The following is a 22,323-nucleotide window of genomic DNA, read 5'->3' as shown; positions in this document are numbered from 1 at the left end:
TTGATCTAGGTCTTGCCGGCACTCTTCTTGGCCGGAGCCTTGGGGGCGGCGGCCTTGGTCGGCGACGTTTTTGCGGTCGACGACACGGCGGCGCGCGCCTTGCTGGTGGATTCGGATTTGGGTTTGGCCGCCTTCTTCGCGGCCGGTTTCTTCGGCTTCGGCGCGGCGTCATCGCCATCCGCGGCCTTCTCCGCAGCCTTCTTGGCTTTGGCCGGCTTCGCGGCTTTCTTCGCCTTGGTCTTGCCGCCGCCCTTGGCCGCGCGCTCGTCGATCAGTGCGATCGCCTGCGGCAGCGTGATGGCGTCTTTCTCGATGTCGCTCGGGATCGTCGCGTTGACGCCGCCAGCCGTGACATAGGCGCCGTAGCGGCCGCCCTTCACTGTGACGGTGCCGAGCGTCGGATGATCGCCGATCGCCTTGCCGGGGTCGGCGCCGAAGCGGCGGCTTGGGCCCTTGGCGATCTTTTCTGCGATCAGCGTGACCGCGCGGTTGATGCCGATGTCGAAGACTTCGTCGCCGGCCTCGAGGCTGGCATAGGTCTTCTCATGCTTCACGAACGGCCCGAAGCGGCCGAGGCCCGCCGTGATCGGCTCACCCGTCTCCGGATGCTTGCCGATCTCGCGCGGCAGCGACAACAGTTTCAGCGCAAGCTCGAGCTCGACATCGCCGGGCGAGGTGCCCTTCGGGATGCCCGCGCGCTTCGGCTTCTCGCCTTCCTCATAATCCTTGGGCTCGCCGAGCTGGATGTACGGGCCGAAGCGGCCGGCCTTGACCCAGACATCGCGGCCCGTGATAGGATCCTGGCCGAGCGAACGGTCGGCGGTGGTCTCGCCGTCGGCGGCGAGCTGACGGGTGTAGCGGCATTCCGGATAGTTCGAGCAGCCGACGAAGGCGCCGAACTTGCCGGCCTTCAGATTCAGCCGGCCGTTGCCGCAGCTCGGGCACTGCCTGATATCGCCGCCATCTGCGCGGGGCGGATAGATGTGCTGGCCCAGCATGTCGTCGAGCACGTCGAGCACCTGGGCTACGCGCAGATCCTTGATCTCGTCGACGGCGCCGATGAAGCCGGTCCAGAAGTCCTTCAGCACCTGCTGCCAGGAGATCTCGTTGTTGGAGATGCGGTCGAGCTGCTCCTCCAGATTGGCGGTGAAGTCGTATTCGACGTAGCGGCTGAAGAAGCTTTCGAGGAACGCGACCACGACGCGGCCCTTGTCCTCGCCGTGCAGGCGCTTCTTCTCGAGCTTGACGTAGCCGCGGTCCTTCAGGACCTGGAGGATCGAGGCATAGGTCGAGGGACGGCCGATGCCGAGCTCCTCCATGCGCTTGACCAGCGAGGCCTCCGAGAAGCGCGGCGGCGGCTCGGTGAAGTGCTGGGTGACGGCGAGCGACTGCCGCTTGAGCGCGTCGTTCGGGCTCATCGCGGGCAGGCGGCGGGAGTCCTCGTCTTCCTCGTCGTCGCGGCCTTCCTGATAGAGCGCCAGAAAACCGTCGAACTTGACGACCTGGCCCGTCGCACGCAGCTCCAGCGTGCGGCCGCCGGCCTTCGCGGTGATGTCGACGGTGGTGCGCTCCAGCTCGGCCGATTCCATCTGGCTCGCGATGGTGCGCTTCCAGATCAGCTCATAGAGTCGCGCCTGGTCGGCATCGAGCTTGCGGCTCATGCTGTCGGGGCGGCGCGACATGTCGGTCGGGCGGATCGCTTCGTGCGCTTCCTGGGCGTTCTTGGCCTTGGCCTGGTACTGGCGCGGCGCCTCCGGCACATAGGCGTTGCCGTAATCCTCGCCGATCACCTTGCGCGCCTGGGTGATCGCGGACGGATCGATCTGCACGCCGTCGGTACGCATATAAGTAATGAGTCCGGTGGTCTCGCCGCCGATGTCGATGCCTTCATAAAGGCGCTGGGCGATGCGCATCGTGTGCGCCGGCGCAAAACCGTATTTGCGGCTGGCTTCCTGCTGCAGCGTCGAGGTGGTGAAAGGCGCCTGCGGATTGCGCCGGGCCGGCTTCGCATCGACCGCGGTCACGGCATAGGCGGCTGCTTCCAGCGCCTTCTTGAAGTCTTCGGCTTCCGCGCCGCTGCCGACGTCGAGCCGCTGGATCTTCTTGCCGTCGGCGCCGACGAGGCGCGCCTCGAAGGCGTCGCCGCGCGGCGTCAGCAGGGTCGCGATCAGCGACCAATACTCGCGCGGCACGAACTTTTCGATTTCGAGCTCGCGGTCGCAGACCAGCCGCAGCGCCACCGACTGCACGCGGCCGGCCGAGCGGGCGCCCGGCAGCTTGCGCCACAGCACGGGGGAGAGGGTGAAGCCGACCAGATAGTCCAGCGCGCGGCGCGCCATGTAGGCGTCGACCAGCGCGCCGTCGATCTGGCGCGGATTCTTCATCGCATCCGTGACGGCCTGCTTGGTGATGGCGTTGAATACCACGCGCTCGATCTTCTGATCCTTCAGCGCGCGCTTTTCCTTCAGCACCTCCAGCACGTGCCAGGAGATGGCCTCGCCCTCGCGATCAGGGTCGGTCGCCAGAATCAAACGGTCGGCGTTCTTCAGGGACTTGGCGATATCGTTGAGCCGGCCGGCCGCCTTGGGGTCGACCTCCCAGATCATCTTGAAATTTGCGTCCGGATCGACGGAACCGTTCTTCGCCGGGAGGTCGCGGACATGGCCGAACGAGGCCAGAACCTCGTAGGACGAGCCCAGATACTTGTTGATCGTCTTGGCTTTCGCCGGCGACTCCACAATGACGATATTCATGTAGTTCCAGTAACTTACGGGGAAATTACGAGCCGCTTTCGATGAGATTCGGATCGGCCGTTTCGACCCGAACATGGGTGGTGAGGCCCTCGCTGTCAAATCGAGGGGTGTTGAAAGCACCTCGAATGGGAAAAGTTTCATATCGAGAAAGTTGCAAAATACCACCTTGGAGTTGCGATCAATGTCGGCGTAGAGTCCTCCCGGGGCATGGATTCGGGTGGGGTCTGGTGACTAAGCCAGGAAAGAAACGGGCGCGCGCCGCATCAGGCGCGCCGGGGGGCTCGCGCGGTGAGGAACCAGGGGAGGGCGGCGTCGATGAGGCGGTCGCCTTCATTGCCGAGCAGGTCGGGGCGTTGCGCAAGCTCGCCGAGCGCCACAAGCTCGATGTGCTGCATTATCTCCTGGGGATGACCAAGCTGGAGGCCGACGAGCACCTCCGGCTGCGGAGCAAGCGCAAGCTGTCGTAGCGGCGCTCACTATCCAATCCGTCATCCTGAGGTGCTCGCGGAGCGAGCCTCGAAGGATGAGCGGCCGAGATGCCGCAGCCGGGTCGTCGCCCTTCGAGGGCCGCTGAAGAAGCGGCCACCTCAGGGTGACGGCGATGCATGGAGGCGCGCCGCATCCGCGTCGTCATTGCGAGCGTAGCGAAGCAATCCAGAGTCTTTCCGCAGAGGGATTCTGGATTGCTTCGCTGCGCTCGCAATGACGGTTGTGGTGGCAGCGCGCCGCGATCAGGCTGACCGCCGTCGCGGCGCCGGCCGCGGCTTCACCATCGTGTCCGCGGGACTGAGCAGCCGGCCGTCCTCGGCGTGCATTTCGAGCTTCTTCACCGGGCGGCCTTTCTCGCGATCGACCAGAACCGTTGCGATCTGCTCGGGGTGATCGTCGAACTCCTCGCTCCATTGCCGGAGCGCCACGAGGATCGGGAAAGTGCCGCGGCCTTTCGGGGTCAGCACATACTCTTGATAGGCACTGCCGTCGGAGGCAGGGGCGGTGGCCAGAATGCCGTGGTCCACGAGTGAGCGCAGCCGGGCCGCCAAAATGTTCTTGGCCATGCCGAGCTTGCTCTGAAACTCGCCGAAGCGGCGCAGGCCGAACAGTGCCTCGCGAATGATCAGCAGCGACCACCAGTCGCCGATCGCTTCCAGCGACCGCGCGACTGGGCAGGAATCGCCCTCGAAGCTCGTTCGTTTCACCATCGTCCTGGTCCTGTCGCTTTCGCCCGATTTCGGCGTCGATCACGCGCTTGTGTGGTTGCATCATAAAACCATGTGCCCTAGATGGCAACATAGTTTTATGATGCAACCACTGGAGACGATCGTGAGACTGAAGAACAAGACGGCATTGATTACGGGCGGCAATAGCGGCATTGGCCTGGCGACGGCAAAGCTGTTCGTGGCCGAGGGTGCGAAGGTGATCATCACCGGGCGCAACAAGGAGACGCTGGAGGCCGCGGCGAAGGAGCTTGGCCCGAACGGGTTCGCGGTCGCAGCCGACGCCACCGACATTGCCGCGACCGATGCGGCGATCAAGCAAGGCGCCGAAAAATTCGGCAAGCTCGACGTCGTGTTTGCCAATGCCGGCATTCCAGGCGGCACGCCGCTCGGTTCGGCGACACTGGAGGTTTTCGAGAAGGTCATCCGCACCAACCTCACCGGCGTGTTCTTCACGGTGCAGTCGGCGCTGCCTTATCTCAACGACAATGCCTCGATCATCCTCAATGGCTCGGTGATCTCCGTGCTCGGCATTCCCGGCTATTCGGCCTATGGCGCCGCCAAGGCCGGCGTGCGCGCGATGGCGCGGATCATGGCGTCCGAACTGTCGCCGCGTGGGATTCGCGTCAACGTCGTCGCGCCCGGCGCGATCCGCACGCCGATCTGGGGCGCCGCGATCGCAACGCCCGAAGCGGAGAAGGCGTTCGAGAATCGCATCGCGCTGTCGACCCCGTTGGGGCGCATTGGTGAACCAGATCACATCTCGAAGACGGTGCTGTTCCTCGCCTCGGATGATTCAGCGCACATCCAGGGCCAGGAGATCTTCGTCGACGGCGGCGCGGTGGCGTCTCCGAGCGGCGCACCGATCTATCGCGGCTGATCAACGTTTGCGAAAATTGAATCGGTCGGCGCGACGACATCGGTTGCGCCGGCCGGTTCCTGCACCTCGGTGGCCGTATTCCTCTGAACCTTGCGTGAGGCGTTGAACCTTCGCTTGCGCCGCCGAGACACTTTTGCGGGCAGGGGTCGCAAGACTCATTTTCAGGGAGCCCGCGATGTCAAAGGCAGCTCGTATTTCTTCGTCGATTTCAGAACCGCGTATTTACACCGAACATTCCACCATTCCCGCCAAGCGCTCCGACACGTCCGAGTTCATCGGGGTGGCACTTTTCTCAGGCATCGGGCTTTTCATTTCGCTCGTCGCCGTCATTCTTGGCGTTCAGGGCGCCTGGTTTTAGCGCTGTCGAACTCTCAGCCGCCGCCGGAGTCCGGCAGCGGCTGGTGTCGGCGTAAGTGTTACGCCGCCTGCAGGCTGGTGGCAGCCTGAAGCGCTCCGGCCAGCGCCTTCTCACGATGCTCAGGGCCGACCTGGATGCCGTCGGCGACGATGAATTCGGGGCTCGTGATGCCCATGAACGCGAACACGCCGCGCAAATAGGTTTCGAGGTGCTCGAGCGAGGCGGCCGGCGTGCCCGGGCCGTAATAGCCGCCACGCGAAATCGCCACGATCACGCGCTTGTTGCCGGCAAGGCCCTGGGGACCGTTCGCGTCGTATTTGAACGTCTTCCCCGCCACGAGGACGCGGTCGATCCAGGCCTTGAGCTGGCTCGGGATCGTAAAATTGTACATGGGCGCGCCGATCACGACGATATCGGCATCGAGGAACTCGTTGAGCACGGCCGCGCTCGCGGCGAGGTCGGGTCCCAGTTCCGCCGGCGCCGGCGCGCCTTGCGCGGCCGCGAGGTGCGAGCCGGAAAGGTGGGCGAGCGGGATCTGCGTCAAATCGCGATAGACGAGGTCGAACGACGGCGTCGCCTGCCTGAGACGGTCGACGATCGCGGCGGAAACCTGCCGTGAGACCGAGTGGGGGCCGAGCACGCTGGAGTCGATATGGAGGAGTTTCATTGGGGTTCACCTATGGTATAGATTTGTAACCCGCACTACATGAGTGACTGTCAAATTCCCCGCAAGAACGCACTTTTTTGAGCCATGGGCACATCATTGAAACCTGCACACACCGATTTGCCTGCTCCGCGGCTGCCTGATCCTGACCACGCCGACTGCCGCGGCGTGGCGTCGGTCCTGTCGCGCGTCGGCGACAAATGGAGCGTGTTCGTCATCATGAACCTGAGCGACGGGCCAAAGCGCTTCAACGAGCTGAAGCGCATGATCAGCGGCATCTCGCAGCGGATGCTGACCCTGACGCTGCGCGGGCTGGAGCGCGACGGCCTCGTCACGCGCACGATCTTTCCGACCATTCCGCCGCGCGTCGATTACGAGCTGACCGATCTCGGCCGCGGTTTGCAACAGCCGGTGAAGGCACTCGGACAGTGGGCGATGGACCATCTGATGCAGATCGAGGCTGCGCGTAAGCATTTCGATCGACGCAACGACAGCTAAAGAAGCGACACCAATCCGCCGCCGTGACGTTCAAGGCGGCCCGCGAGCTCCAGCTCCAGCAAGACCGTGCGCACGATTGCCGGCGAGGCGCCGGACATCCGCACGAGATCGTCGATCGAGATGGGGGCAGGGCCGAGCAGGCCGGTGATCTGGTCGCGGTCGTGCGCTTGCGGATCGTGCTCGAACGGCTCGCTGTCGGGCTCGCTCATCGGATGCATCAGCGGCCGCTCCATGATCGGTGCGACGGCGTTGACGATGTCGGACGCTTCGGTGACGAGCGTCGCGCCCTGCTTGATCAGATCGTTGGTGCCGGCGGCGCGCGGGTCGAGCGGCGAGCCGGGCACGGCGAACACCTCGCGGCCCTGTTCGGCGGCCATGCGCGCGGTGATCAGCGAGCCCGAGCGATGCGCGGCCTCGACAACGACCACACCGAGCGCGGCGCCCGAGATCAGCCGGTTGCGGCGGGGAAAGTCGCGGGCGCGCGGCTCGTGGCCGAGCGGCATCTCGGAAATCGCTGCACCCGCGTGATCGAGGATCGCGGCGAGCAGATCGCCGTGTTCGGGCGGATAGATGCAGTCATGTCCGCCGGCGAGCACCGCTATGGTGCCGCTCTCGACGCTGGCCCGATGCGCGGCCTGGTCGACGCCGCGGGCAAGCCCCGAGATGACGATGAAGCCGGCTTCGCCAAGCTCACGGGCCAGCTGACCGGCGAATTTCAGTCCCGCGCCGGAGGCATTGCGCGAGCCGACGATCGCGATCATCGGACGCATCAGCGTCGTGGTGTCGCCGCGCACGGCGAGCAAAGGCGGCGCATCGTCGAGCGTGGCGAGCCGCGCCGGATAACCGTCCTCGCCGGGCGCGAGCCAGGCGATGCCGAACTTGCGGCTTGCATCGAGCTCGGCCTTCGCCTCGTCCACGCTACAGATGCGCCCCGATCGCTGAGCACCGCCGCGGCGCGCCAGATCGGGCAGCCGCTCCAGCGCGGCGCGCGCCGTGCCGAAATGGTCGACCAGCGAGCGGAAGGTGCGCGGCCCGACATTGTCGGAGCGGATCAGCCGTAGGCGGTCGATCCGCTCTGCTTCAGTCAGCTCCACGCTCGGATTGATGGCGTCCACGGCGTCTCCTTGTGGGAGCAGCATGGAACAACCTGAGGGCGTGGGCAACAGTTGCGTGAGCTTGATCGGGCTTCAAAGGCGCTGCCGGAAGACCCGACGTGGTCGACGGGTCTTCCGCAGGGTCGTCCATTCAACGCGCGTGCGCCGCCTGAGCGACAGCGACGCCGCTCCGCGAGACGCGAGCGTCAAGGCTGAGCGCACCGGCACCGAAGGCAAAGATCTGGAGCAGGCCGCCTGCCATCATCACGTTCTTGAGGAAGTTGATCATCTGATTCTGGTCGGCAAAGTTGTTGTGGAACGAGACTGCCGCGGCCAGCGAGAATATGGCGAGCGCCAGCGCGACCGAGCGGGCTTGATAGCCCGCGATCAGCAGGAGACCGCCACCGAGCTCGACGAGAACTGCGATCGCATATGCCAACGGGGGCACCGGCAATCCCGCAGAGGCGATGTAAGCGGTCGTCGCACCATAGGCGGTGAGCTTGCTGAAGCCACTCATCGCAAACGGGAGGCCGATCAGCAGCCGGCCAACGAGGGAAGCATAACGGGTCGTATCCATGGTAATCGCTCCTGTACCTGGTTGAGGTCCGACGGCGGTGACGCACCAAGCGTTTGTGGTCCGCAAGAGGGTGCGCGCCGCAGGGCCCTGCGTTGTGATCTCAAACTGGCCCGATTGAATTGCGATAAAAATAGAAATAATTGAAAGATACTGTTTCCATTTTTGATCTCATTGGCGCGGCGCCCGCGGCGGCGAATGCTCTGGTCGAGCCGCTGGTCCCGCTCGACTGCACGCATGGATCGACCGCGTCCACGTGCGCTTGCGCGACCTCGCCCCGATGCTAAAAGCGATCCCAATAAGAAGGGTATCGCCATGATCTCACTTGCCGACCTCCAGCGCCGCATCGAAGCGGGCGAGCTTTCGCCCGATGACGCCATCGCCCAGTCGCACGCGGCGATCGAGGCCAGGGAGAAGGACGTCCACGCCTTCGTCCGCCACGACAGATCCGCGAAGGCGCAAGCCTCCGGCCCGCTGCGCGGCATCGCCGTCGGCATCAAGGACATCATCGACACCGCCAACATGCCGACCGAGATGGGCTCGGAGATCTATCGCGGCTGGCAGCCGCGCGCGGACGCGCCGGTCGTGATGATGCTGAAGCGGGCAGGCGCCACCATCATCGGCAAGACCACCACCACGGCGTTCGCCTCGCGCGATCCGACCCCGACGCTCAATCCGCACAATCTCGGCCATACGCCGGGCGGCTCGTCCTCGGGCTCGGCCGCGGCCGTCGGCGCCGGCATGATCCCGCTGGCGCTCGGCACCCAGACCGGCGGCTCGGTGATCCGTCCCGCGGCCTATTGTGGGGCTGCCGCGATCAAGCCGTCGTTCCGGATGCTGCCGACCATCGGCGTGAAGTGCTACTCATGGGCGCTTGATACCGTCGGCCTGTTCGGATCGCGCGCGGAAGATCTCGCGCGCGGGCTGCTGGCGATCACCGGCCGCACTGAATTCGATGGCATCGCCGCGGCGAAGGCGCCGCGCATCGGCGTGGTGAGGCAGGAGTTTGCCGAGGCCGTGGAGCCGGCGGCGGAAGAGGGCTTGCAGGCTGCGATCAAGGCGGCCGAGAGGGCCGGTGCCAGTGTCAAGACCATCGATTTGCCGGAGTCGGTGCAGGAAGCCTGGCGAATCCATCCGATCATCCAGGATTTCGAGGCGCATCGCGCGCTGGCCTGGGAGTTTTCGGAGCATCATGACGAGATCGCGCCGATGCTGCGTGCCAGCCTCGATGACACCGTCGGCTTGACGCCGAAGCAATATGACGACGCGCGTCGGATCGCCCGCCGTGGCCGCCGCGAGCTCGGCGAGCTGTTCGAGGGCTTTGACGTGCTGCTGACCTATTCGGCGCCGGGCACCGCGCCGGCCAAGGAGCTCGCCTCGACCGGCTCGCCCCGTTACAACCGGCTCTGGACGCTGATGGGCAATCCTTGCGTCAACGTGCCGGTGCTGAAGGTCGGCGGCCTGCCGATCGGCGTGCAGGTGATCGCACGCTTCGGCAACGATCCGCTCGCGCTTGCGGCGGCATGGTTCCTGGAGGATGCGCTGGCGAAATCAGGCTAGCGCGGGCTCAGCAGCGGGCAGCGCGCGTTCGGCCTCGGCGCCTGTGGCGCCTTGTCCGAGCCAACGCTCGGCCGCCTCGCGGCCACTCCGGTGCAGCGTGCGAATGAAGCCGCGGCCGAGATCGGTGGATGAGCGCTGCGCCAGGCCCTCGACGGAGTCTTCGGCCGCGACCCTGGAGAGCCGCAGCGAAGGTGCGGCCGTGGCTCGCGCCCATTCCAGGGCCGCGATCTCGGCGTTGAGCGCGGCGTTGGCTGCGATCTGGTCGAGCCTGCGGTCGATCGCGGCGAGGGTGATCGGCACGTAGCTGTCGCGCGTGGGCGTGACCTGGACGAGCAACAGGTCGGAGGTTGTCGACTCCTGCGCCAGGCGCACCAGCGGCGGATTGCCGCCAATGCCGCCGTCCCAATAGGCCTCGCCGTCGATCTCGACGGCGCAGTGAACCAAAGGCGGGCAGGTCGAGGCCAGCGCGACGTCGGCGGTAATGCAATCGTTACGGAAGATCTGCTGCTGCCCATCGCGGATTCGCGTCGCGGCGATCAGCAGTTTTGGGCAGGCCGCGTCGCGCAAGGCGGCAAAATCGATGTCGCGCGACAGCGCCAGCCGCAGCGGATCGAGATCGAACGGATCGAACTGGCCGGAGCGCAGCGTCGGGCCGAACGCGACCGAGCTTCCCGCCGGCGAGAATCCGCCGACCAGCATCAAGGAGCGGAACGAGGCCTCGTGCATCAGCCGGACCCAGAACCGGTTCAGCCGCGAGCGGGCGCCTTCGCGTCCGCCTTCGGCAAGGCCGGTGGCGAGCAGGAGCGCATTGATGGCGCCGGCGCTGGCGCCGCTGATGGTGTCGATCTGGATGGTCGGGTGTTCCAGCAACCGCTCCAGCACGCCCCAGGTGAAGGCCGCAAAAGTGCCGCCGCCCTGAAGGGCCAGCGACAGTTTTTGCGGAGGCCATTGGTCGGAGTGCGGCTGCGCGAGCGCGACCGGCGCGGACGTGGTCACGATCTCGACTCGCGCAGCGGCTTGCGCGACTGGCGCAGGCTGGGTCACCTGCGGGGGAACGGGAGCAGGCTCGGGCGCGGGCAGCGGCGAGGGCGCAACGGACCAGACATTGGTCGTCGAGAGCAGCCGGCTTGCTGCGGTGCTGGAAGCACCAAGCGAACCGGGCCCGTCATGCGCGCCGACAATCTTCTCGCTCATTCTGAGCAACCGCGTAACGCCATTTGCTGAGTCAGGATGACAGGCATGGAACCTGTTCGCCACTCTCGCCGAGAGTCAGCTGAGAGTTGCGAACAGGATTCGGCATATAATGCGGTAGCGGTGCGGCGGTATCCGTACTTTTTTCGGCCTTGGATTCTGTTTTGACGCGTTTTCTTGACGCGAACCGGTATCCACTTCGCTCGAAAACGCTCTACGCCTTCTCGCCGATCCGGCTTTCCTTGCCCGATTGCAGGCGCTTGATGTTCTCGCGATGCGCGTAGAACAAGAGCAGCGTCAGCGCGGCGAACAGCGATGCGAGCGCGAGGTGCCCGAACCACCACAGGAAAATCGGGGTGATGAACGCCGCCACCAGTGCGGAGAGCGAGGAGTAGCGGGTGGTGAAGGCGGTGGCGAGCCAAAGCAGGCAGAACACGACTGCGCCGGGCCAGAACAGGCCGAGCAGGATGCCGATATAGACGGCGACACCCTTGCCGCCTTTGAACTTCAGCCAGACCGGGAAGAGATGGCCGAGGAAGGCGCCGAGCCCGGCCACCATGGCGGCATTGGGCCCCGCGATGTAGCCGGCGACCACCACCGCGACCGTGCCCTTGAGCGCGTCGAGCAGCAGGGTGCCCGCGGCAAGGCTCTTGCGTCCCGTGCGCAGCACGTTGGTGGCGCCGATGCTGCCGGAGCCGATCGAGCGAATATCCTGCGTGCCGGCGAACTTGGTCAGGACCAGCCCGAACGGAATCGAGCCGAGGAGGTAGCCGATGACGAAGGCCACCGGCAGGAAGGCTTCAAGCCCCATGGCCGCATCTCCAAAGGCCGCATCTCCATGTCGAACCGAGACGCCACGCATGAATTTGCCCGTCAGACATGCTCGTACACCGTCCGTCCGCCGACAATGGTGCGCACCACGCGGCCTGTAAAGCGGGCCTCGTCGAACGGGGTGTTCTTGCAGGGCGATTTGAGGTCGGCGGGATCGACGATCCAGGGCACATCGGGATCGATCACGATGACATCGGCGGGGCTGCCCGTGCGCAGGGTTCCACCCGGCAGGCCCAGGATCTCGGCCGGCCGCGTCGACATGGCCCGGATCAGCGTCTTCAGGTCCAGTTCGTCATTGTGCACGAGGCGGAGGCCCGCCGGCAGCATGGTCTCGAGCCCGATGGCGCCGGGTGCGGCTTCCGCGAACGGCAGACGCTTGACCTCGACGTCCTGCGGATTGTGGTCGGACATGATGACGTCGACGAGGCCGGAGGCCACCGCTGCGACCAGCGCGCGGCGGTCGTCCTCGGTGCGCAGCGGCGGCGACAGCTTCAGGAACGACCGGTAGGGCCCGATGTCGTTCTCGTTGAGCGCAAGATGATTGATCGAGACGGAGGCGCTGACGGCGAGCCCGGCGTCGCGGGCGCGCTTCAGCACGTCGAGCGAGTCGATGCAGGACAGCGAGGCCGCGTGATAGCGGCCGCCAGTCAGCGCGACGAGACGCATGTCGCGTTCCAGCATCACGGCCTCCGCCGCGTTCGGGATGCCCATCAGGCCGAGCCGCGAGGCGAACTCGCCCTCATTCATGACGCCTTCGCCGACCAGATCGGGATCTTCGGTGTGATGCACGATCAGCGCGTCGAAATCGCGCGCATAGGTCAGGGCCCGGCGCATCACCTGGGCATTGGTCACGCTTCTGTCGCCGTCGCTGAAGGCGATGGCGCCTGCGGCCTTCAACAGGCCGAACTCGGTCATCTCCTCGCCGCGCATGCCCTTGGTGAGCGCCGCCATCGGCTGGATGTTGACGATCGCGGTGTCGCGGGCGCGGCGCATCACGAAGTCGACGGTGGCCGAGTTATCGATCACCGGAGACGTGTCGGGCTGGCAGATGATCGTGGTGATGCCGCCGGTCGCAGCCGCCTGGCTCGCGGAGGCAAAGGTCTCGCGGTGGCTGAAGCCGGGCTCGCCGACGAAGGCGCGCATGTCGACCAGGCCGGGGGCCACGATCTTGCCGGCGCAGTTGACGACGTCGGTGCCCTCGGGGACGCCGGCCGCTCCGATCCCGCGGCGGGTCTCGCGGATGATGCCGTCGGCAATCAGGACATCGCCGGGGCCGTCGAAATCCCTGCTGGGATCGACGACGCGGGCGTTGGCAAGCAGGATGGGACGGCGGTCAGTCAGCATGAGCATCACGCGTTCGGCAAGTTGCGGGCGAGCGCTTCGAGCACGGCCATCCGTACCGCCACGCCCATCTCGACCTGTTCGCGGATCAGCGATTGCGCGCCGTCGGCGACCGCGGTGTCGATCTCGACGCCGCGGTTCATCGGGCCGGGATGCATGACGAGAGCGTCTGGCTTGGCGTAGGCGAGCTTTTTCTGGTCGAGCCCGAAATAGTTGAAATATTCGGAGGTCGACGGCACGAAGGAGCCGTTCATGCGCTCGCGCTGGAGCCGCAGCATCATGACGATATCGGCGCCGTTGAGCCCCTCGCGCATGTCGCGCGCAACCTCGACGCCCATTCGCTCGATGCCGGGCGGCAGCAGCGTGGAAGGGCCGACGACGCGGACGCGGGCGCCCATGGTGTTGAGCAGGATGATGTTGGAACGGGCCACACGCGAATGCAGCACGTCGCCGCAGATCGCGACCACGAGGCCCTCGATCCGGCCCTTGTTGCGGCGGATGGTCAGGGCGTCGAGCAGCGCCTGCGTCGGATGCTCGTGCGCGCCGTCGCCGGCATTGATCACGGAACCGTCGACCTTGCGCGCCAGCAGTTCCACCGCGCCGGACGCGTGATGCCGCACCACCAGGATATCCGGATGCATGGCGTTCAGCGTCATCGCGGTGTCGACCAGCGTCTCGCCCTTCTTGATGGACGAGGAGGAGACCGACATGTTCATGACGTCGGCGCCCAGCCGTTTGCCGGCGAGCTCGAACGAGGACTGGGTCCGGGTCGAGGCCTCGAAGAACAGATTTACCTGCGTCCGTCCACGCAGGACGGTGCGCTTCTTGTCAACCTGGCGGTTGAGCTCGACATATTCTTCGGACAGGTCGAGGAGGCCGGTGATGTCGGCCGCGGAAAGGCCCTCGATGCCCAGCAAATGCCGGTGGCCGAGGACGAAGGTCGATTTCGATGTCATTAAAACGAGAGCTATAGGCGGGGATGGCGGGGGGAGCAAGGGCCAATGCCGCGGCGGGGAGTTATCCCCTGATCTGTCGGTTTCGCCGCTTTGACGGGCCCAATCGTCGATCTCCGTCATGCCCGGGCTTGTCCCGGGCATCCACGATCTTCTATCGCATTTGACGCAAAAAGAACGTGGGTGGCCGGGACGAGCCCGGCCATGACGGGTCCGGGAGACATCTCGTGAAATCAATTCGAATTGCGATTGTATTGATGGCGATCTCGTCTGGTGCCCACGCCCAATCGCTCCCCGGCGGCTTCGTCTATTTGCGCGACATCGATCCCGGCATCATCCAGGACATCCGCTACGCCAGCTCGAACAATTTCGTCGGCCGTCCGCTCGCCGGCTACGGCGCCGGCGAATGCGTGGTGAAGCGCGAGGTGGGGCTGCGGCTGAGGGCGGTCCAGCAGGAGCTGGCGGCGCAAGGCCTGTCGCTGAAGGTGTTCGACTGCTACCGGCCGGCGCGGGCCTCGCTCGACATGGTGAAGTGGTCGCAGAACGGCCACGAGACGGCGGCCGAGCGGCGCTACAATCCGAAGATCCCGAAGACCGAGCTGTTCCGCCTCGGCTACATCGCGAGCCGCTCGCAGCATTCCACGGGCGCGGCGCTCGATCTCACGCTGGTCGATCTCAAGGCTGACAATTCCGCCAGATACGACCCGTCGAAAACCTATGCCGATTGCACGGCGCCGGTCGAGGCGCGATTGCCGGAGGGCAGCGTCGACATGGGCACGGGCTATGATTGTACGGACACGAAGGGGCATACCGCTGTAACGTCGATCAATCCGGACCAGCGCGCCTGGCGCAAGCGGCTGGTGGCCGCGATGGCGAAGCAAGGCTTTGTGAACTATGCGAAGGAGTGGTGGCATTTTTCCCTGCCGGGGGCGGGCGGGGCGGCCTATGATTTCCCGATTCCGCCGCGAACGAAGTAGATCGTCGTGCGAACGGCCCCGGAATGACGGTGCCGTCCCAACGAAAGCGCTTGAATGGACTCCCTCAATCCCGATCTCCCGCCGATGACCGTGACGCCAGCCGCGCCGCGCGTCTGGAAATTCTGGGGCACGGCGGTGTGGGGCCTGCTCATCTTCGTCGCGATGTTTCTCGGCCAGGTCGGTGCCATCCTCTATCTGGTCTGGGACCGTGGCGACCCCCTCGACCTGATGTCGATCCAGCGTGTCGGTCGCGAGCCCGCGGCGCTCGCGCTGTCGGTGACCATGGGCCTGCCGGCGACGCTGGCCGCGGTGTGGCTCGCCATCCGCATCAAGAAGGCCTCGTTCGTCGACTATCTCGCGCTGCATTGGCCGTCCTGGAAGCAAATGCTGTTCGGCGCCATCGGGCTTGTCCTGATCGTTGTCGCCTGGGAGACGATGTCGCGGAGCCTTGGCCGCGAGGCGACGCCGGGCTTCATGACTGATCTGTTGAAATCGGGTCGCGACAAGGGCGCGGCTGTGATGCTGCTGTTCGCGTTCAGTGTCGCTGCGCCGATGTCGGAAGAGGTGTTGGCGCGCGGCTTCCTGTTTCGCGGCTGGTCGGCGAGTTTCCTGCGGGTGCCCGGCGCGATCATCCTGTCGTCACTGGTGTGGACCGTCGTACACCTGCAGTACGACATGTACTTCCTCGCCGAGGTCTTCTCCATCGGCCTGTGGTTCGGCTACATGCGCTATCGCGCCAGCTCGCTCTGGCTCACCATCGTGCTTCACGCGCTGAACAATCTGACGGCGGTGGTGCTGACGATGTGGCTGGGGAGCTGAGGCCCATACTCCGTCATTGCGAGCGCAGCGAAGCAATCCAGAATCGTTCCGCGGAAACAGTCTGGATTGCTTCGTCGCTTCGCTCCTCGCAATGACGAGGCGAGGGAGGTGCGCTCCAATGACGAGTCTTATGCCACCATCGCGATCGCGATCGGCATCGTGATCGCCGCCAAGATCGTCTGCAGCGTGATGATCTGCGCCAGCAGCGGCGCATCGCCGCCCATCTGGCGGGCCAGCACATAGGCGCTGGGCGAGGTCGGCACCGCCGCGCAGATTGCGACGATCGCCAGGCTGTCGCCCGAGAGCCCGAACCAGGCGGCGAGCGCCAGCGCGAGCACGGGCATCAGGACCAGCTTGAACGCGACGCCGATCGTCGCGCTGACGCTCGGGCGGAGCAGGCCCTCGAGCTGCAGGCCGGCGCCGGTGACGAGCAGGCCGATGGCGAGCGAGGACCGGCTCAGCGCGTCCGCCACATCATGCCAGATCTTGGGCAGCGGCAAATGAATGACGTTGATGAAGAGGCCGATCACGCAAGCCCAGATCAGGGGATTGCGGATCACCGTCATGACGATGGCGCGCGCCGACTGCTTCTCGGGCGATGCATAGTGCGCGAGCACGGCGACGCTGAACACGTTGACCAGCGGAATGATCGCGACCATCGCCACGGACGCCAGCGCCAGCCCGACATCGCCGAACATGTTGGCGGACACCGAGAGCGCCACATAGGTCTGCCAGCGCGTCGCGCCCTGGAAGATCGAGGTGAAGGCGGGACCGTCGATGTCGACACGCGCGAGCGCCGGGCGGAGCGCGAGGCAGAGCAGCGACATCGCGAGCACCGACAGCAGCAGCGCGCCGCCGACGCCGGCGACCGGCACCCTGGAGAGGTCGGCCTTCACCAGCGTCTGGATCAGCAGCATCGGGAACAGCACGAAATAGGTCAGCCGCTCCAGCCCGTGCCATTGCGTGTCGAGCCGCATCAGGGTGCGCCTGAGCACCACGCCGAGCACGATGAGGATGAAAACCGGCAGCAGCGCCGCGATCACGACGGTCATGGATCAGCCCGATGCCGCGCGAAGATTGGCGAGGCGGTCGAGCGCGCCTTGCAGGATGAAGATCGCAGCGTGCTCGTCGATCACCTCGGCGCGCTTGGCGCGGCTGACGTCCATGCCGATCAGCTCGCGCTCGACCGCGGCGGTCGACAGACGCTCGTCCCAGAGGCCGATGGGGAGTGTGGTCAGCCCGGCAAGATTGCGGGCGAAGGCGCGGGTCGATTGCGCGCGCGGGCCCTCGCTGCCGTCCATGTTGATGGGCAGGCCGAGCACGAAGCCGACCGCCTTGCGCTCGGCCGCGATCGCGAGCAACCGCGCCGCGTCCTGCTTGAACGCCTTGCGCTGGATGGTCTCGACGCCGGTGGCCAACCGCCGGTCCGGATTGGATACGGCAACGCCAATGGTCTTGGTGCCTAGGTCAAGGCCGACCAACCCGCCGCGTTCGGGCCAGTGGGTTGCAGCATCGATCAGGGGCAGGATAAGAGCCGGCATGGGACTAGCGCTTATCACGCGTCGCGCTGCGGAGTGAACCCGGAACATGGATGCACTGACACTATTCGGCCTGTTTGCCGTGACGGCGATGCTGGTCTGCTATGCCCTGGAGGATCGCAGCCATTGGTTCGTGCTGCTGTTCGCGGTGTCCTGCGCGCTCGGCTCGGCTTACGGCTTCCTGCAAGGCGCCTGGCCGTTTGGACTCGTCGAAGCTATCTGGGCCTTGGTTGCGCTGCGGCGGTGGTATCTCAGGCCGCGATGACGGACAGGTCGGGCGAGGGCGGCTGCCGGGCGGCAGGCCGATCCTCGCCCGCTGAGGGCGTCGCCGATCAGCGGATCGCGATCGGGTTGATCATCGCCTGCACGCCGCCGGTCCAGCGCGGCTGTCCAAGCACGAACAGGAATTCGTAGCCCTTGTCGCGAGCGAGCGCGGCGGTGTCCATGTTCTCGAGAATGTAGGTCCCGTTCATGGCGAGCAGGATCTGGTGCACCTCGAACACGTTCTTGGACTCGAACGGCAGCACCTCGAGCGCCCAGGTGTCGGCCCCGATTGCGACCACGCCCTTGCCGGTCAGGTACTTCGCGCCTTCGACGCCGAGGCCGGGCTCGCCGGCCGAATAGCGCTTGTCGTCCTTGCCGATCAGGCTGAGCCAGCCGGTGTGGAAGATGACGACGTCGCCCTGGCGGATCTCGACGTTCTGCTGCTTGGCGGCTTCCTCGATCTCCTTGACGTTGAAGGCGGTGCCTTCCTTCACGATGTCGGTTTTGAAATAGGCGGCCATGTCGAGCAGCACGCCGCGCGTGACCATCGGCGGCACCTTTTCGATGCCGAGCTTCTTCAACCCGTTCGGATCGGCGAAATCGGCGAGCTTGTTGCCGTTGTAATAGACGTGCTCGACGCCGAGATGGCCGAGCCCGTCGAGCTGGCTGCCGATGCCGACCCACGTATCAAGGATGTCGTCGTTATAGGTCGCCTTGTTCGGACCGAGGCCCGGCCTGCCCGCCTGTCCCGGCTGCACCACGGTGATCTTGAAGGTGCGCGGCGGATAGGCCGGCGTCTGCGACGTCACGGGAATGCCGAGGGCGTAGGTCTTGCCGGTCTTCACCAGCGATGCAGCCTTCACCACCAGCTCCGGCGTCATGTAGTTGGCGGCACCGATCTCGTCGTTCGGTCCCCATTTCGATTTGGTCCAGTCTTGTGCGCTTGCAGTTCCTGATATCGCCGACAACGCGGCGACACAGCACAACACGAGCGTATTGCGCATCGTTAGTCCTCCCGATGTTTTGGCTTCGTTATGTTTTCGCGCTGGCCAGTGACACATCCTAACGGAGAACGGATGCGCGCTTCAAAGCTTTTCGAGGTGCTGCGCTGCGGCGGCTGAACGCAGCGCAGACTAATTCAAGCGCGATGGATTTGTGACGAATTTCGCCGCGTGGAACGCGGCGCCGGCGTCAGGCCGCGATGACGTCGTTGTCTTTCTTCAGGCAGGATATGAAACCGCTGAGTGCGCTGTATTGATGTCCGCCGCCGCGCTGGATGAAGAGCGTCTCGACGCGCGCATGCGAGGGGCTGAGTGTGTGGATCGACACGCTGCCGTTCATCGCGCTGCGTTCGACCACGGCGCGCGGCAGTAGCGTCACGCCCATGCCGGCGGCGACACAGCCGATCATGCCGTCGAGCGTGCCGAGCTCGAAGCGTGCCGCCGACGGCCAGCCGAACTCGACAAAGATCTGTTCGAGGCGCTGGCGGTAGGTGCAGCCGGTGCGGAACACCAGCGCGGTCGGACCGGACTCCGGCGTGCCGGCGCGCAGCTCGGCGAGCGAGGCCCAGCGCCGCGCGCTGACCAGCACCAGCTCTTCGCGAAACGCGCTCGTCGCAGTGAGGTCGGCATGTGCGATGGGACCCGCGACGAAGGCGCCGTCGAGCGCGCCTTCGAGCACGCCCGCGACGAGATCGGCGGTGGTCGCGGTGCGCAGGCTCAGCCGCACGGCAGGGAAGTTGCGGTGGAAATCGGCGAGGAGGGGCGGCAACCGCACGGCTGCCGTCGTCTCCATCGAGCCGATCGCGAGCGGTCCCTTCGGCTCGCCGTCGTCACGCGCGGCGAGCACGGCCTCCCGCGACAGCGCGGCCATCCGCTGTGCGTAGGGCAGGAGGCGTTTGCCGGCGCCGGTTAGCGTCATGCCGCGGCTGTGGCGCTCGAACAGCGGTGTGCCGATCTCCGCTTCCAACGCCTTCACGCGTTGGGTGACGTTGGATTGCACCGTGTTGAGCTCTTCGGCGGCGCGGGTGATGCCGCCGGTACGAGCGACCGCGGCAAAGGTCTGGATATCGTTGAGTTCCATGGTGGCGTCGTTTCGCTTTTGTGATGGCAGCGTTCGCAACAATTCATTTTTCGAGAATGCTAGCCGCGCCTAGTCTCCCTGTCCAGATTGGGGAGGAGCCATGCCGATTGCGACTTCGCTGAGCACGCTGCTGGAGATTGAGCATCCCATCCTGCTCGCGCCGATGGATATCGTCGCCGGCAGCCGGCTCGTGACGGCCGTGAGCCGTGCCGGCGGTTTCGGCATTCTGGGCGGCGGCTATGGCGAGAAGGTGTGGCTTGAGCAGGAGACTGCGAAGCTCGCGGGCTTGTCGGCGCCATTCGGGATCGGCTTCATCACCTGGAGCCTCGCCAAGCGGCCCGAGCTTCTCGATGTCGCGCTCGCCGCAAAACCGTCTGCGATCATGTTGTCGTTCGGCGATCCCGCACCGTTCGCGCCGAAGATCAAGTCCGCTGGTGCACGCCTGATCTGCCAGGTGCAGGATGAAGCCATGGCGCGGCAGGCGCTCGATGCCGGCGCCGATGTCCTGATCGCGCAGGGCACGGAGGCGGGCGGTCACGGTGCCTCCCGCACCACCGTCGATCTCGTGCCTGCAATCGTCGATCTTGCCGCGGGCCACGTGCCTGTCGTCGCGGCCGGCGGCATCGCCGACGGGCGCGGTCTCGCCGCCATGATGATGCTGGGCGCGAGCGGCGTGCTGCTCGGCACGCGCTTCTATGCGAGCCAGGAGGCTGATGGCGCGGAGGAAGCCAAGCGACGCATCTGCGCGGCGAACAGCGGCACGACCGTGCGCGGCATCATCTTCGATCTCTCGCGCAACAATGTCTGGCCGGCGCCCTTCACGGGAAGGTGTCTCATCAACGACCACGCCAGGCGCTGGATCGGCCGCGAGGTCGAGCTGATGCAGAATGTTGCGGCAGTCGCGGCGGACTATGCCGCGGCAAAGGCCGCCGGCAATTTCGACGTTGCGGCCGTGATCGCGGGCGAGGCGGTCGGATTGATTCATGATATTGCACCGGCGGCGGAGCTCGTGCAGCGGATTGCAGCTGAAGCCGAGCAACTGCTTGCCGGCCGCCGCAACTCGATAGTCGCGGCGCAAACTTCTTCACCCTCCCCTGGAGGGGGAGGGTCGTTACGCATATAGCGAAGCGAGATGCGTAGCGGGGTGGGGTGATCTCTCCACTCGGGCAGCGTCTCAATGGAGAGACCGTCACCCCACCCCGCTCGCGCTTCGCGCGATCGACCCTCCCCCTCCAGGGGAGGGTAAGGACCAACGAGAGAGACACACCATGTGGCCTGACCGTCGACTGATCGATCTCTTCAAGACCGAATTCCCCATCGTGCTGGCGCCGATGGCCGGTGTGATGGATGCCGAACTGGTGATCGCCGTGGCAGAGGGCGGCGGGCTTGGTTCGCTGCCGAGCGCGATGCTGTCGCCGGAGAAGGCGCGCGAGCAGGTCAACATCATTCGCCAGCGCGTGAAGGCGCCGGTGAACATGAACTTCTTCTGCCACACGCCGGTTGACCTCACAGCCGAAGCCGAAGCGCGCTGGAAGCAGCGGCTCACGGGCTATTACACCGAGCACGGCCTCGATCCCGCCGCGCCCATCAACGCCGCGAACCGTGCGCCGTTCGACGCCGCCTTCTGCGAGGTCGTCGAGGAGCTGAAGCCGGAGGTCGTCAGCTTTCATTTCGGTCTGCCGGAGCAGGCGCTGCTCAAGCGCGTCAAGGCGGCCGGCTGCCTGGTCATCTCGTCCGCCACGACGGTGAAGGAAGCAGTCTGGCTGGAAGAGCGCGGGGTCGATGCCGTCATTGCGCAAGGCGCCGAGGCCGGCGGGCATCGCGGCATGTTCCTGACCGACAAGATCTCCGAGCAGCCCGGCACCTTTGCGCTGGTGCCGCAGGTCGCCGACGCCGTGAAGGTGCCTGTCATCGCGGCCGGTGGTATCGCCGACGGGCGCGGCATCGCCGCAGCCTTTGCGCTCGGCGCTTCCGGCGTGCAGATCGGCAGCGCCTATCTGCGCTGCCCGGAATCCAAGGTCAGCGCGGGCGGGCGCAAGGCGCTGGCTGAAGCGCGGGACGATTCCACCGTCATCACCAATGTCATGACCGGCCGTCCGGCGCGCGGCGTCCAGAACCGCCTGATGCGCGAAGCCGGCCCGATCTCGCCCGAGGCGCCGCCGTTTCCGCATGCCGCGACCGCGCTGGGGCCGCTCAAGGCAGCTGCCGAAAAACAGGGCAGGGTGGATTTCACCAATCTCTGGGCCGGCCAGGCCGTGGCCCTGGGCCGTGAGGTCCCCGCAGCCGAATTGACCCGGGATCTTGCCAAATCGGCCCTGGCCCGCATGAAGGGACTGGCTGGCTAAGGTCTCGCCGCCGGTTGCGGCGCAAAACCGGCCTCTGCTATACGGCAGTTAGATTTTGCCGTGAGAGGCCTTATATAATGTCCGTCGACGACGCTACCGTCCGCCGCATCGCGCACCTGGCGCGCATTGCGGTTTCCGAGGACGAGGTTCCGCATCTGCAGGGCGAGCTCAACGCCATGCTCGCCTTTGTCGAGCAGCTCTCGGAGGTCAACGTCGAGGGCGTGGAGCCGATGACCTCGGTCACCCCGATGCAGATGAAGAAGCGGCAGGACGTGGTCAATGACGGCGAGATCGCCGACGATATCGTTGCCAACGCGCCCGCGACCGAAGGTCACTTCTTCCTGGTGCCCAAGGTGGTCGAGTGACGTAGCGTTTTCGAGCGAAGTG

General features: G+C 65.7%; 24 protein-coding genes. 11 read left to right on the top strand and 13 right to left on the bottom strand.

Translation table 11 applies throughout. From position 1 onward, the window contains the following. Positions 1–5: 5 nt before the first annotated feature. Positions 6–2,753 carry a type I DNA topoisomerase gene (gene topA, locus ACKWRH_RS25895; RefSeq protein WP_445215823.1) on the bottom strand — a complete coding sequence of 916 codons (2,748 nt, stop codon included), beginning with the start codon at positions 2,751–2,753 and terminating at the stop codon, positions 6–8. 227 nt (positions 2,754–2,980) lie between these two features. Between topA and ACKWRH_RS25890 the strand changes: the two genes are divergently transcribed. Next, positions 2,981–3,220 carry a hypothetical protein gene (locus ACKWRH_RS25890; protein ID WP_014494703.1) on the top strand — a complete coding sequence of 80 codons (240 nt, stop codon included), beginning with the start codon at positions 2,981–2,983 and terminating at the stop codon, positions 3,218–3,220. A 264-nt stretch (positions 3,221–3,484) separates the two neighbouring features. On the opposite strand, the gene ACKWRH_RS25885 is transcribed toward ACKWRH_RS25890, so the two are convergent. After that, entirely contained in the window at positions 3,485–3,952 is a 468-nt protein-coding gene (locus tag ACKWRH_RS25885) for a winged helix-turn-helix transcriptional regulator (protein WP_445215822.1), read from the bottom strand. Between the two features lie 121 nt (positions 3,953–4,073). Here ACKWRH_RS25885 and ACKWRH_RS25880 point away from each other — a divergent pair, with 121 nt between their 5' ends. Together ACKWRH_RS25880 and ACKWRH_RS25875 are read left to right on the top strand one after the other, a co-directional pair. After that, entirely contained in the window at positions 4,074–4,847 is a 774-nt protein-coding gene (locus tag ACKWRH_RS25880; RefSeq protein WP_445215821.1) for an SDR family oxidoreductase, read from the top strand. Positions 4,848–5,022: 175 nt separating this feature from the next. After that, the gene (locus ACKWRH_RS25875) at positions 5,023–5,205 is read left to right on the top strand and encodes a hypothetical protein (protein ID WP_445215820.1); all 183 of its coding nucleotides are present in this window, start codon (positions 5,023–5,025) and stop codon (positions 5,203–5,205) included. Positions 5,206–5,263: 58 nt separating this feature from the next. On the opposite strand, the gene ACKWRH_RS25870 is transcribed toward ACKWRH_RS25875, so the two are convergent. Then, positions 5,264–5,872: an FMN-dependent NADH-azoreductase gene (locus tag ACKWRH_RS25870; RefSeq protein ID WP_445215819.1), complete on the bottom strand. Its 609-nt coding sequence runs from the start codon at positions 5,870–5,872 to the stop codon at positions 5,264–5,266. A gap of 84 nt (positions 5,873–5,956) precedes the next feature. On the opposite strand from ACKWRH_RS25870, the gene ACKWRH_RS25865 reads away from it, so the two are divergent. Continuing rightward, complete coding sequence (locus tag ACKWRH_RS25865; protein WP_445215818.1) at positions 5,957–6,367, top strand: winged helix-turn-helix transcriptional regulator; 411 nt, start codon at positions 5,957–5,959, stop codon at positions 6,365–6,367. On the opposite strand, the gene dprA is transcribed toward ACKWRH_RS25865, so the two are convergent. Together dprA and ACKWRH_RS25855 are read right to left on the bottom strand one after the other, a co-directional pair. Then, positions 6,364–7,506: a DNA-processing protein DprA gene (gene dprA / locus ACKWRH_RS25860; protein WP_445215817.1), complete on the bottom strand. Its 1,143-nt coding sequence runs from the start codon at positions 7,504–7,506 to the stop codon at positions 6,364–6,366. The two genes, ACKWRH_RS25865 and dprA, sit on opposite strands and share 4 nt — an antisense overlap. A 106-nt stretch (positions 7,507–7,612) precedes the next feature. Then, positions 7,613–8,038, bottom strand: coding sequence for a DoxX family protein (locus ACKWRH_RS25855; protein ID WP_445215816.1), 426 nt, complete (start codon positions 8,036–8,038; stop codon positions 7,613–7,615). A gap of 312 nt (positions 8,039–8,350) precedes the next feature. On the opposite strand from ACKWRH_RS25855, the gene ACKWRH_RS25850 reads away from it, so the two are divergent. Further along, positions 8,351–9,595 carry an amidase gene (locus ACKWRH_RS25850; RefSeq protein ID WP_445215815.1) on the top strand — a complete coding sequence of 415 codons (1,245 nt, stop codon included), beginning with the start codon at positions 8,351–8,353 and terminating at the stop codon, positions 9,593–9,595. On the opposite strand, the gene ACKWRH_RS25845 is transcribed toward ACKWRH_RS25850, so the two are convergent. The 4 genes from ACKWRH_RS25845 to ACKWRH_RS25830 all read right to left on the bottom strand — a co-directional run bounded on the left by ACKWRH_RS25845 (position 9,587) and on the right by ACKWRH_RS25830 (position 13,914). After that, positions 9,587–10,789 carry a patatin-like phospholipase family protein gene (locus ACKWRH_RS25845; RefSeq protein ID WP_445215814.1) on the bottom strand — a complete coding sequence of 401 codons (1,203 nt, stop codon included), beginning with the start codon at positions 10,787–10,789 and terminating at the stop codon, positions 9,587–9,589. The genes ACKWRH_RS25850 and ACKWRH_RS25845 overlap by 9 nt on opposite strands. Before the next feature lie 211 nt (positions 10,790–11,000). Continuing rightward, positions 11,001–11,597 carry a glycerol-3-phosphate 1-O-acyltransferase PlsY gene (plsY, locus tag ACKWRH_RS25840; protein WP_445215813.1) on the bottom strand — a complete coding sequence of 199 codons (597 nt, stop codon included), beginning with the start codon at positions 11,595–11,597 and terminating at the stop codon, positions 11,001–11,003. Positions 11,598–11,659: 62 nt separating this feature from the next. Then, positions 11,660–12,961, bottom strand: coding sequence for a dihydroorotase (locus ACKWRH_RS25835; protein WP_445222479.1), 1,302 nt, complete (start codon positions 12,959–12,961; stop codon positions 11,660–11,662). 5 nt (positions 12,962–12,966) lie between these two features. Continuing rightward, positions 12,967–13,914, bottom strand: a complete 948-nt coding sequence (locus ACKWRH_RS25830) for an aspartate carbamoyltransferase catalytic subunit (protein ID WP_014494716.1) — start codon at positions 13,912–13,914, stop codon at positions 12,967–12,969. A gap of 254 nt (positions 13,915–14,168) precedes the next feature. Here ACKWRH_RS25830 and ACKWRH_RS25825 point away from each other — a divergent pair, with 254 nt between their 5' ends. Beyond that, positions 14,169–14,888, top strand: coding sequence for a M15 family metallopeptidase (locus tag ACKWRH_RS25825; RefSeq protein WP_445222478.1), 720 nt, complete (start codon positions 14,169–14,171; stop codon positions 14,886–14,888). 54 nt (positions 14,889–14,942) lie between these two features. Then, a complete protein-coding gene (locus ACKWRH_RS25820; protein WP_445215812.1) occupies positions 14,943–15,707 on the top strand; it encodes a lysostaphin resistance A-like protein in 765 nt (254 codons plus the stop codon). A 128-nt stretch (positions 15,708–15,835) separates the two neighbouring features. Here the strand turns inward: ACKWRH_RS25820 and ACKWRH_RS25815 are convergent, their stop codons facing one another. Together ACKWRH_RS25815 and ruvX are read right to left on the bottom strand one after the other, a co-directional pair. Then, the gene (locus tag ACKWRH_RS25815) at positions 15,836–16,759 is read right to left on the bottom strand and encodes an AEC family transporter (protein WP_445215811.1); all 924 of its coding nucleotides are present in this window, start codon (positions 16,757–16,759) and stop codon (positions 15,836–15,838) included. 3 nt (positions 16,760–16,762) lie between these two features. Continuing rightward, positions 16,763–17,248, bottom strand: a complete 486-nt coding sequence (gene ruvX, locus ACKWRH_RS25810) for a Holliday junction resolvase RuvX (RefSeq protein ID WP_028150651.1) — start codon at positions 17,246–17,248, stop codon at positions 16,763–16,765. 46 nt (positions 17,249–17,294) lie between these two features. Between ruvX and ACKWRH_RS25805 the strand changes: the two genes are divergently transcribed. Next, positions 17,295–17,510, top strand: a complete 216-nt coding sequence (locus ACKWRH_RS25805; protein WP_445215810.1) for a hypothetical protein — start codon at positions 17,295–17,297, stop codon at positions 17,508–17,510. A gap of 67 nt (positions 17,511–17,577) precedes the next feature. On the opposite strand, the gene ACKWRH_RS25800 is transcribed toward ACKWRH_RS25805, so the two are convergent. Then, positions 17,578–18,513 (bottom strand): cyclase family protein, encoded by a 936-nt coding sequence (locus tag ACKWRH_RS25800; protein ID WP_445215809.1) that lies wholly within the window; start codon positions 18,511–18,513, stop codon positions 17,578–17,580. 187 nt (positions 18,514–18,700) lie between these two features. Beyond that, on the bottom strand, positions 18,701–19,591 hold the full coding sequence (locus tag ACKWRH_RS25795) for a LysR substrate-binding domain-containing protein (RefSeq protein ID WP_445215808.1): 891 nt from the start codon (positions 19,589–19,591) through the stop codon (positions 18,701–18,703). A gap of 100 nt (positions 19,592–19,691) precedes the next feature. On the opposite strand from ACKWRH_RS25795, the gene ACKWRH_RS25790 reads away from it, so the two are divergent. The 3 genes from ACKWRH_RS25790 to gatC all read left to right on the top strand — a co-directional run bounded on the left by ACKWRH_RS25790 (position 19,692) and on the right by gatC (position 22,301). After that, complete coding sequence (locus ACKWRH_RS25790) at positions 19,692–20,714, top strand: NAD(P)H-dependent flavin oxidoreductase (RefSeq protein WP_445215807.1); 1,023 nt, start codon at positions 19,692–19,694, stop codon at positions 20,712–20,714. A gap of 145 nt (positions 20,715–20,859) precedes the next feature. Next, entirely contained in the window at positions 20,860–21,936 is a 1,077-nt protein-coding gene (locus tag ACKWRH_RS25785; protein ID WP_445215806.1) for an NAD(P)H-dependent flavin oxidoreductase, read from the top strand. A gap of 77 nt (positions 21,937–22,013) precedes the next feature. Next, positions 22,014–22,301 (top strand): Asp-tRNA(Asn)/Glu-tRNA(Gln) amidotransferase subunit GatC, encoded by a 288-nt coding sequence (gene gatC / locus ACKWRH_RS25780; protein WP_445215805.1) that lies wholly within the window; start codon positions 22,014–22,016, stop codon positions 22,299–22,301. Positions 22,302–22,323 lie beyond the last annotated feature (22 nt).

It is taken from the genome of Bradyrhizobium sp. Pa8 (assembly GCF_052588265.1).
Note: the sequence above shows the minus strand (reverse complement) of the source record. Positions and strands in the feature narration are given on the sequence as shown.

Excerpts from the sequence above, each read along its gene's own strand:
- ACKWRH_RS25795 (WP_445215808.1), bottom strand. The coding sequence starts at position 19,591 with ATGGAACTCAACGATATCCAGACCTTTGCCGCGGTCGCTCGTACCGGC.
- ACKWRH_RS25870 (WP_445215819.1), bottom strand. The coding sequence starts at position 5,872 with ATGAAACTCCTCCATATCGACTCCAGCGTGCTCGGCCCCCACTCGGTC.
- ACKWRH_RS25785 (WP_445215806.1), top strand. The coding sequence starts at position 20,860 with ATGTGGCCTGACCGTCGACTGATCGATCTCTTCAAGACCGAATTCCCC.
- plsY (WP_445215813.1), bottom strand. The coding sequence starts at position 11,597 with ATGGGGCTTGAAGCCTTCCTGCCGGTGGCCTTCGTCATCGGCTACCTC.
- ACKWRH_RS25830 (WP_014494716.1), bottom strand. The coding sequence starts at position 13,914 with ATGACATCGAAATCGACCTTCGTCCTCGGCCACCGGCATTTGCTGGGC.
- ACKWRH_RS25875 (WP_445215820.1), top strand. The coding sequence starts at position 5,023 with ATGTCAAAGGCAGCTCGTATTTCTTCGTCGATTTCAGAACCGCGTATT.
- dprA (WP_445215817.1), bottom strand. The coding sequence starts at position 7,506 with ATGCTGCTCCCACAAGGAGACGCCGTGGACGCCATCAATCCGAGCGTG.
- ACKWRH_RS25825 (WP_445222478.1), top strand. The coding sequence starts at position 14,169 with ATGGCGATCTCGTCTGGTGCCCACGCCCAATCGCTCCCCGGCGGCTTC.
- ACKWRH_RS25815 (WP_445215811.1), bottom strand. The coding sequence starts at position 16,759 with ATGACCGTCGTGATCGCGGCGCTGCTGCCGGTTTTCATCCTCATCGTG.
- topA (WP_445215823.1), bottom strand. The coding sequence starts at position 2,753 with ATGAATATCGTCATTGTGGAGTCGCCGGCGAAAGCCAAGACGATCAAC.
- ACKWRH_RS25800 (WP_445215809.1), bottom strand. The coding sequence starts at position 18,513 with ATGCGCAATACGCTCGTGTTGTGCTGTGTCGCCGCGTTGTCGGCGATA.
- ACKWRH_RS25850 (WP_445215815.1), top strand. The coding sequence starts at position 8,351 with ATGATCTCACTTGCCGACCTCCAGCGCCGCATCGAAGCGGGCGAGCTT.
- ruvX (WP_028150651.1), bottom strand. The coding sequence starts at position 17,248 with ATGCCGGCTCTTATCCTGCCCCTGATCGATGCTGCAACCCACTGGCCC.
- ACKWRH_RS25805 (WP_445215810.1), top strand. The coding sequence starts at position 17,295 with ATGGATGCACTGACACTATTCGGCCTGTTTGCCGTGACGGCGATGCTG.
- ACKWRH_RS25845 (WP_445215814.1), bottom strand. The coding sequence starts at position 10,789 with ATGAGCGAGAAGATTGTCGGCGCGCATGACGGGCCCGGTTCGCTTGGT.
- ACKWRH_RS25790 (WP_445215807.1), top strand. The coding sequence starts at position 19,692 with ATGCCGATTGCGACTTCGCTGAGCACGCTGCTGGAGATTGAGCATCCC.
- gatC (WP_445215805.1), top strand. The coding sequence starts at position 22,014 with ATGTCCGTCGACGACGCTACCGTCCGCCGCATCGCGCACCTGGCGCGC.
- ACKWRH_RS25835 (WP_445222479.1), bottom strand. The coding sequence starts at position 12,961 with ATGCTGACTGACCGCCGTCCCATCCTGCTTGCCAACGCCCGCGTCGTC.
- ACKWRH_RS25885 (WP_445215822.1), bottom strand. The coding sequence starts at position 3,952 with ATGGTGAAACGAACGAGCTTCGAGGGCGATTCCTGCCCAGTCGCGCGG.
- ACKWRH_RS25855 (WP_445215816.1), bottom strand. The coding sequence starts at position 8,038 with ATGGATACGACCCGTTATGCTTCCCTCGTTGGCCGGCTGCTGATCGGC.
- ACKWRH_RS25865 (WP_445215818.1), top strand. The coding sequence starts at position 5,957 with ATGGGCACATCATTGAAACCTGCACACACCGATTTGCCTGCTCCGCGG.
- ACKWRH_RS25820 (WP_445215812.1), top strand. The coding sequence starts at position 14,943 with ATGGACTCCCTCAATCCCGATCTCCCGCCGATGACCGTGACGCCAGCC.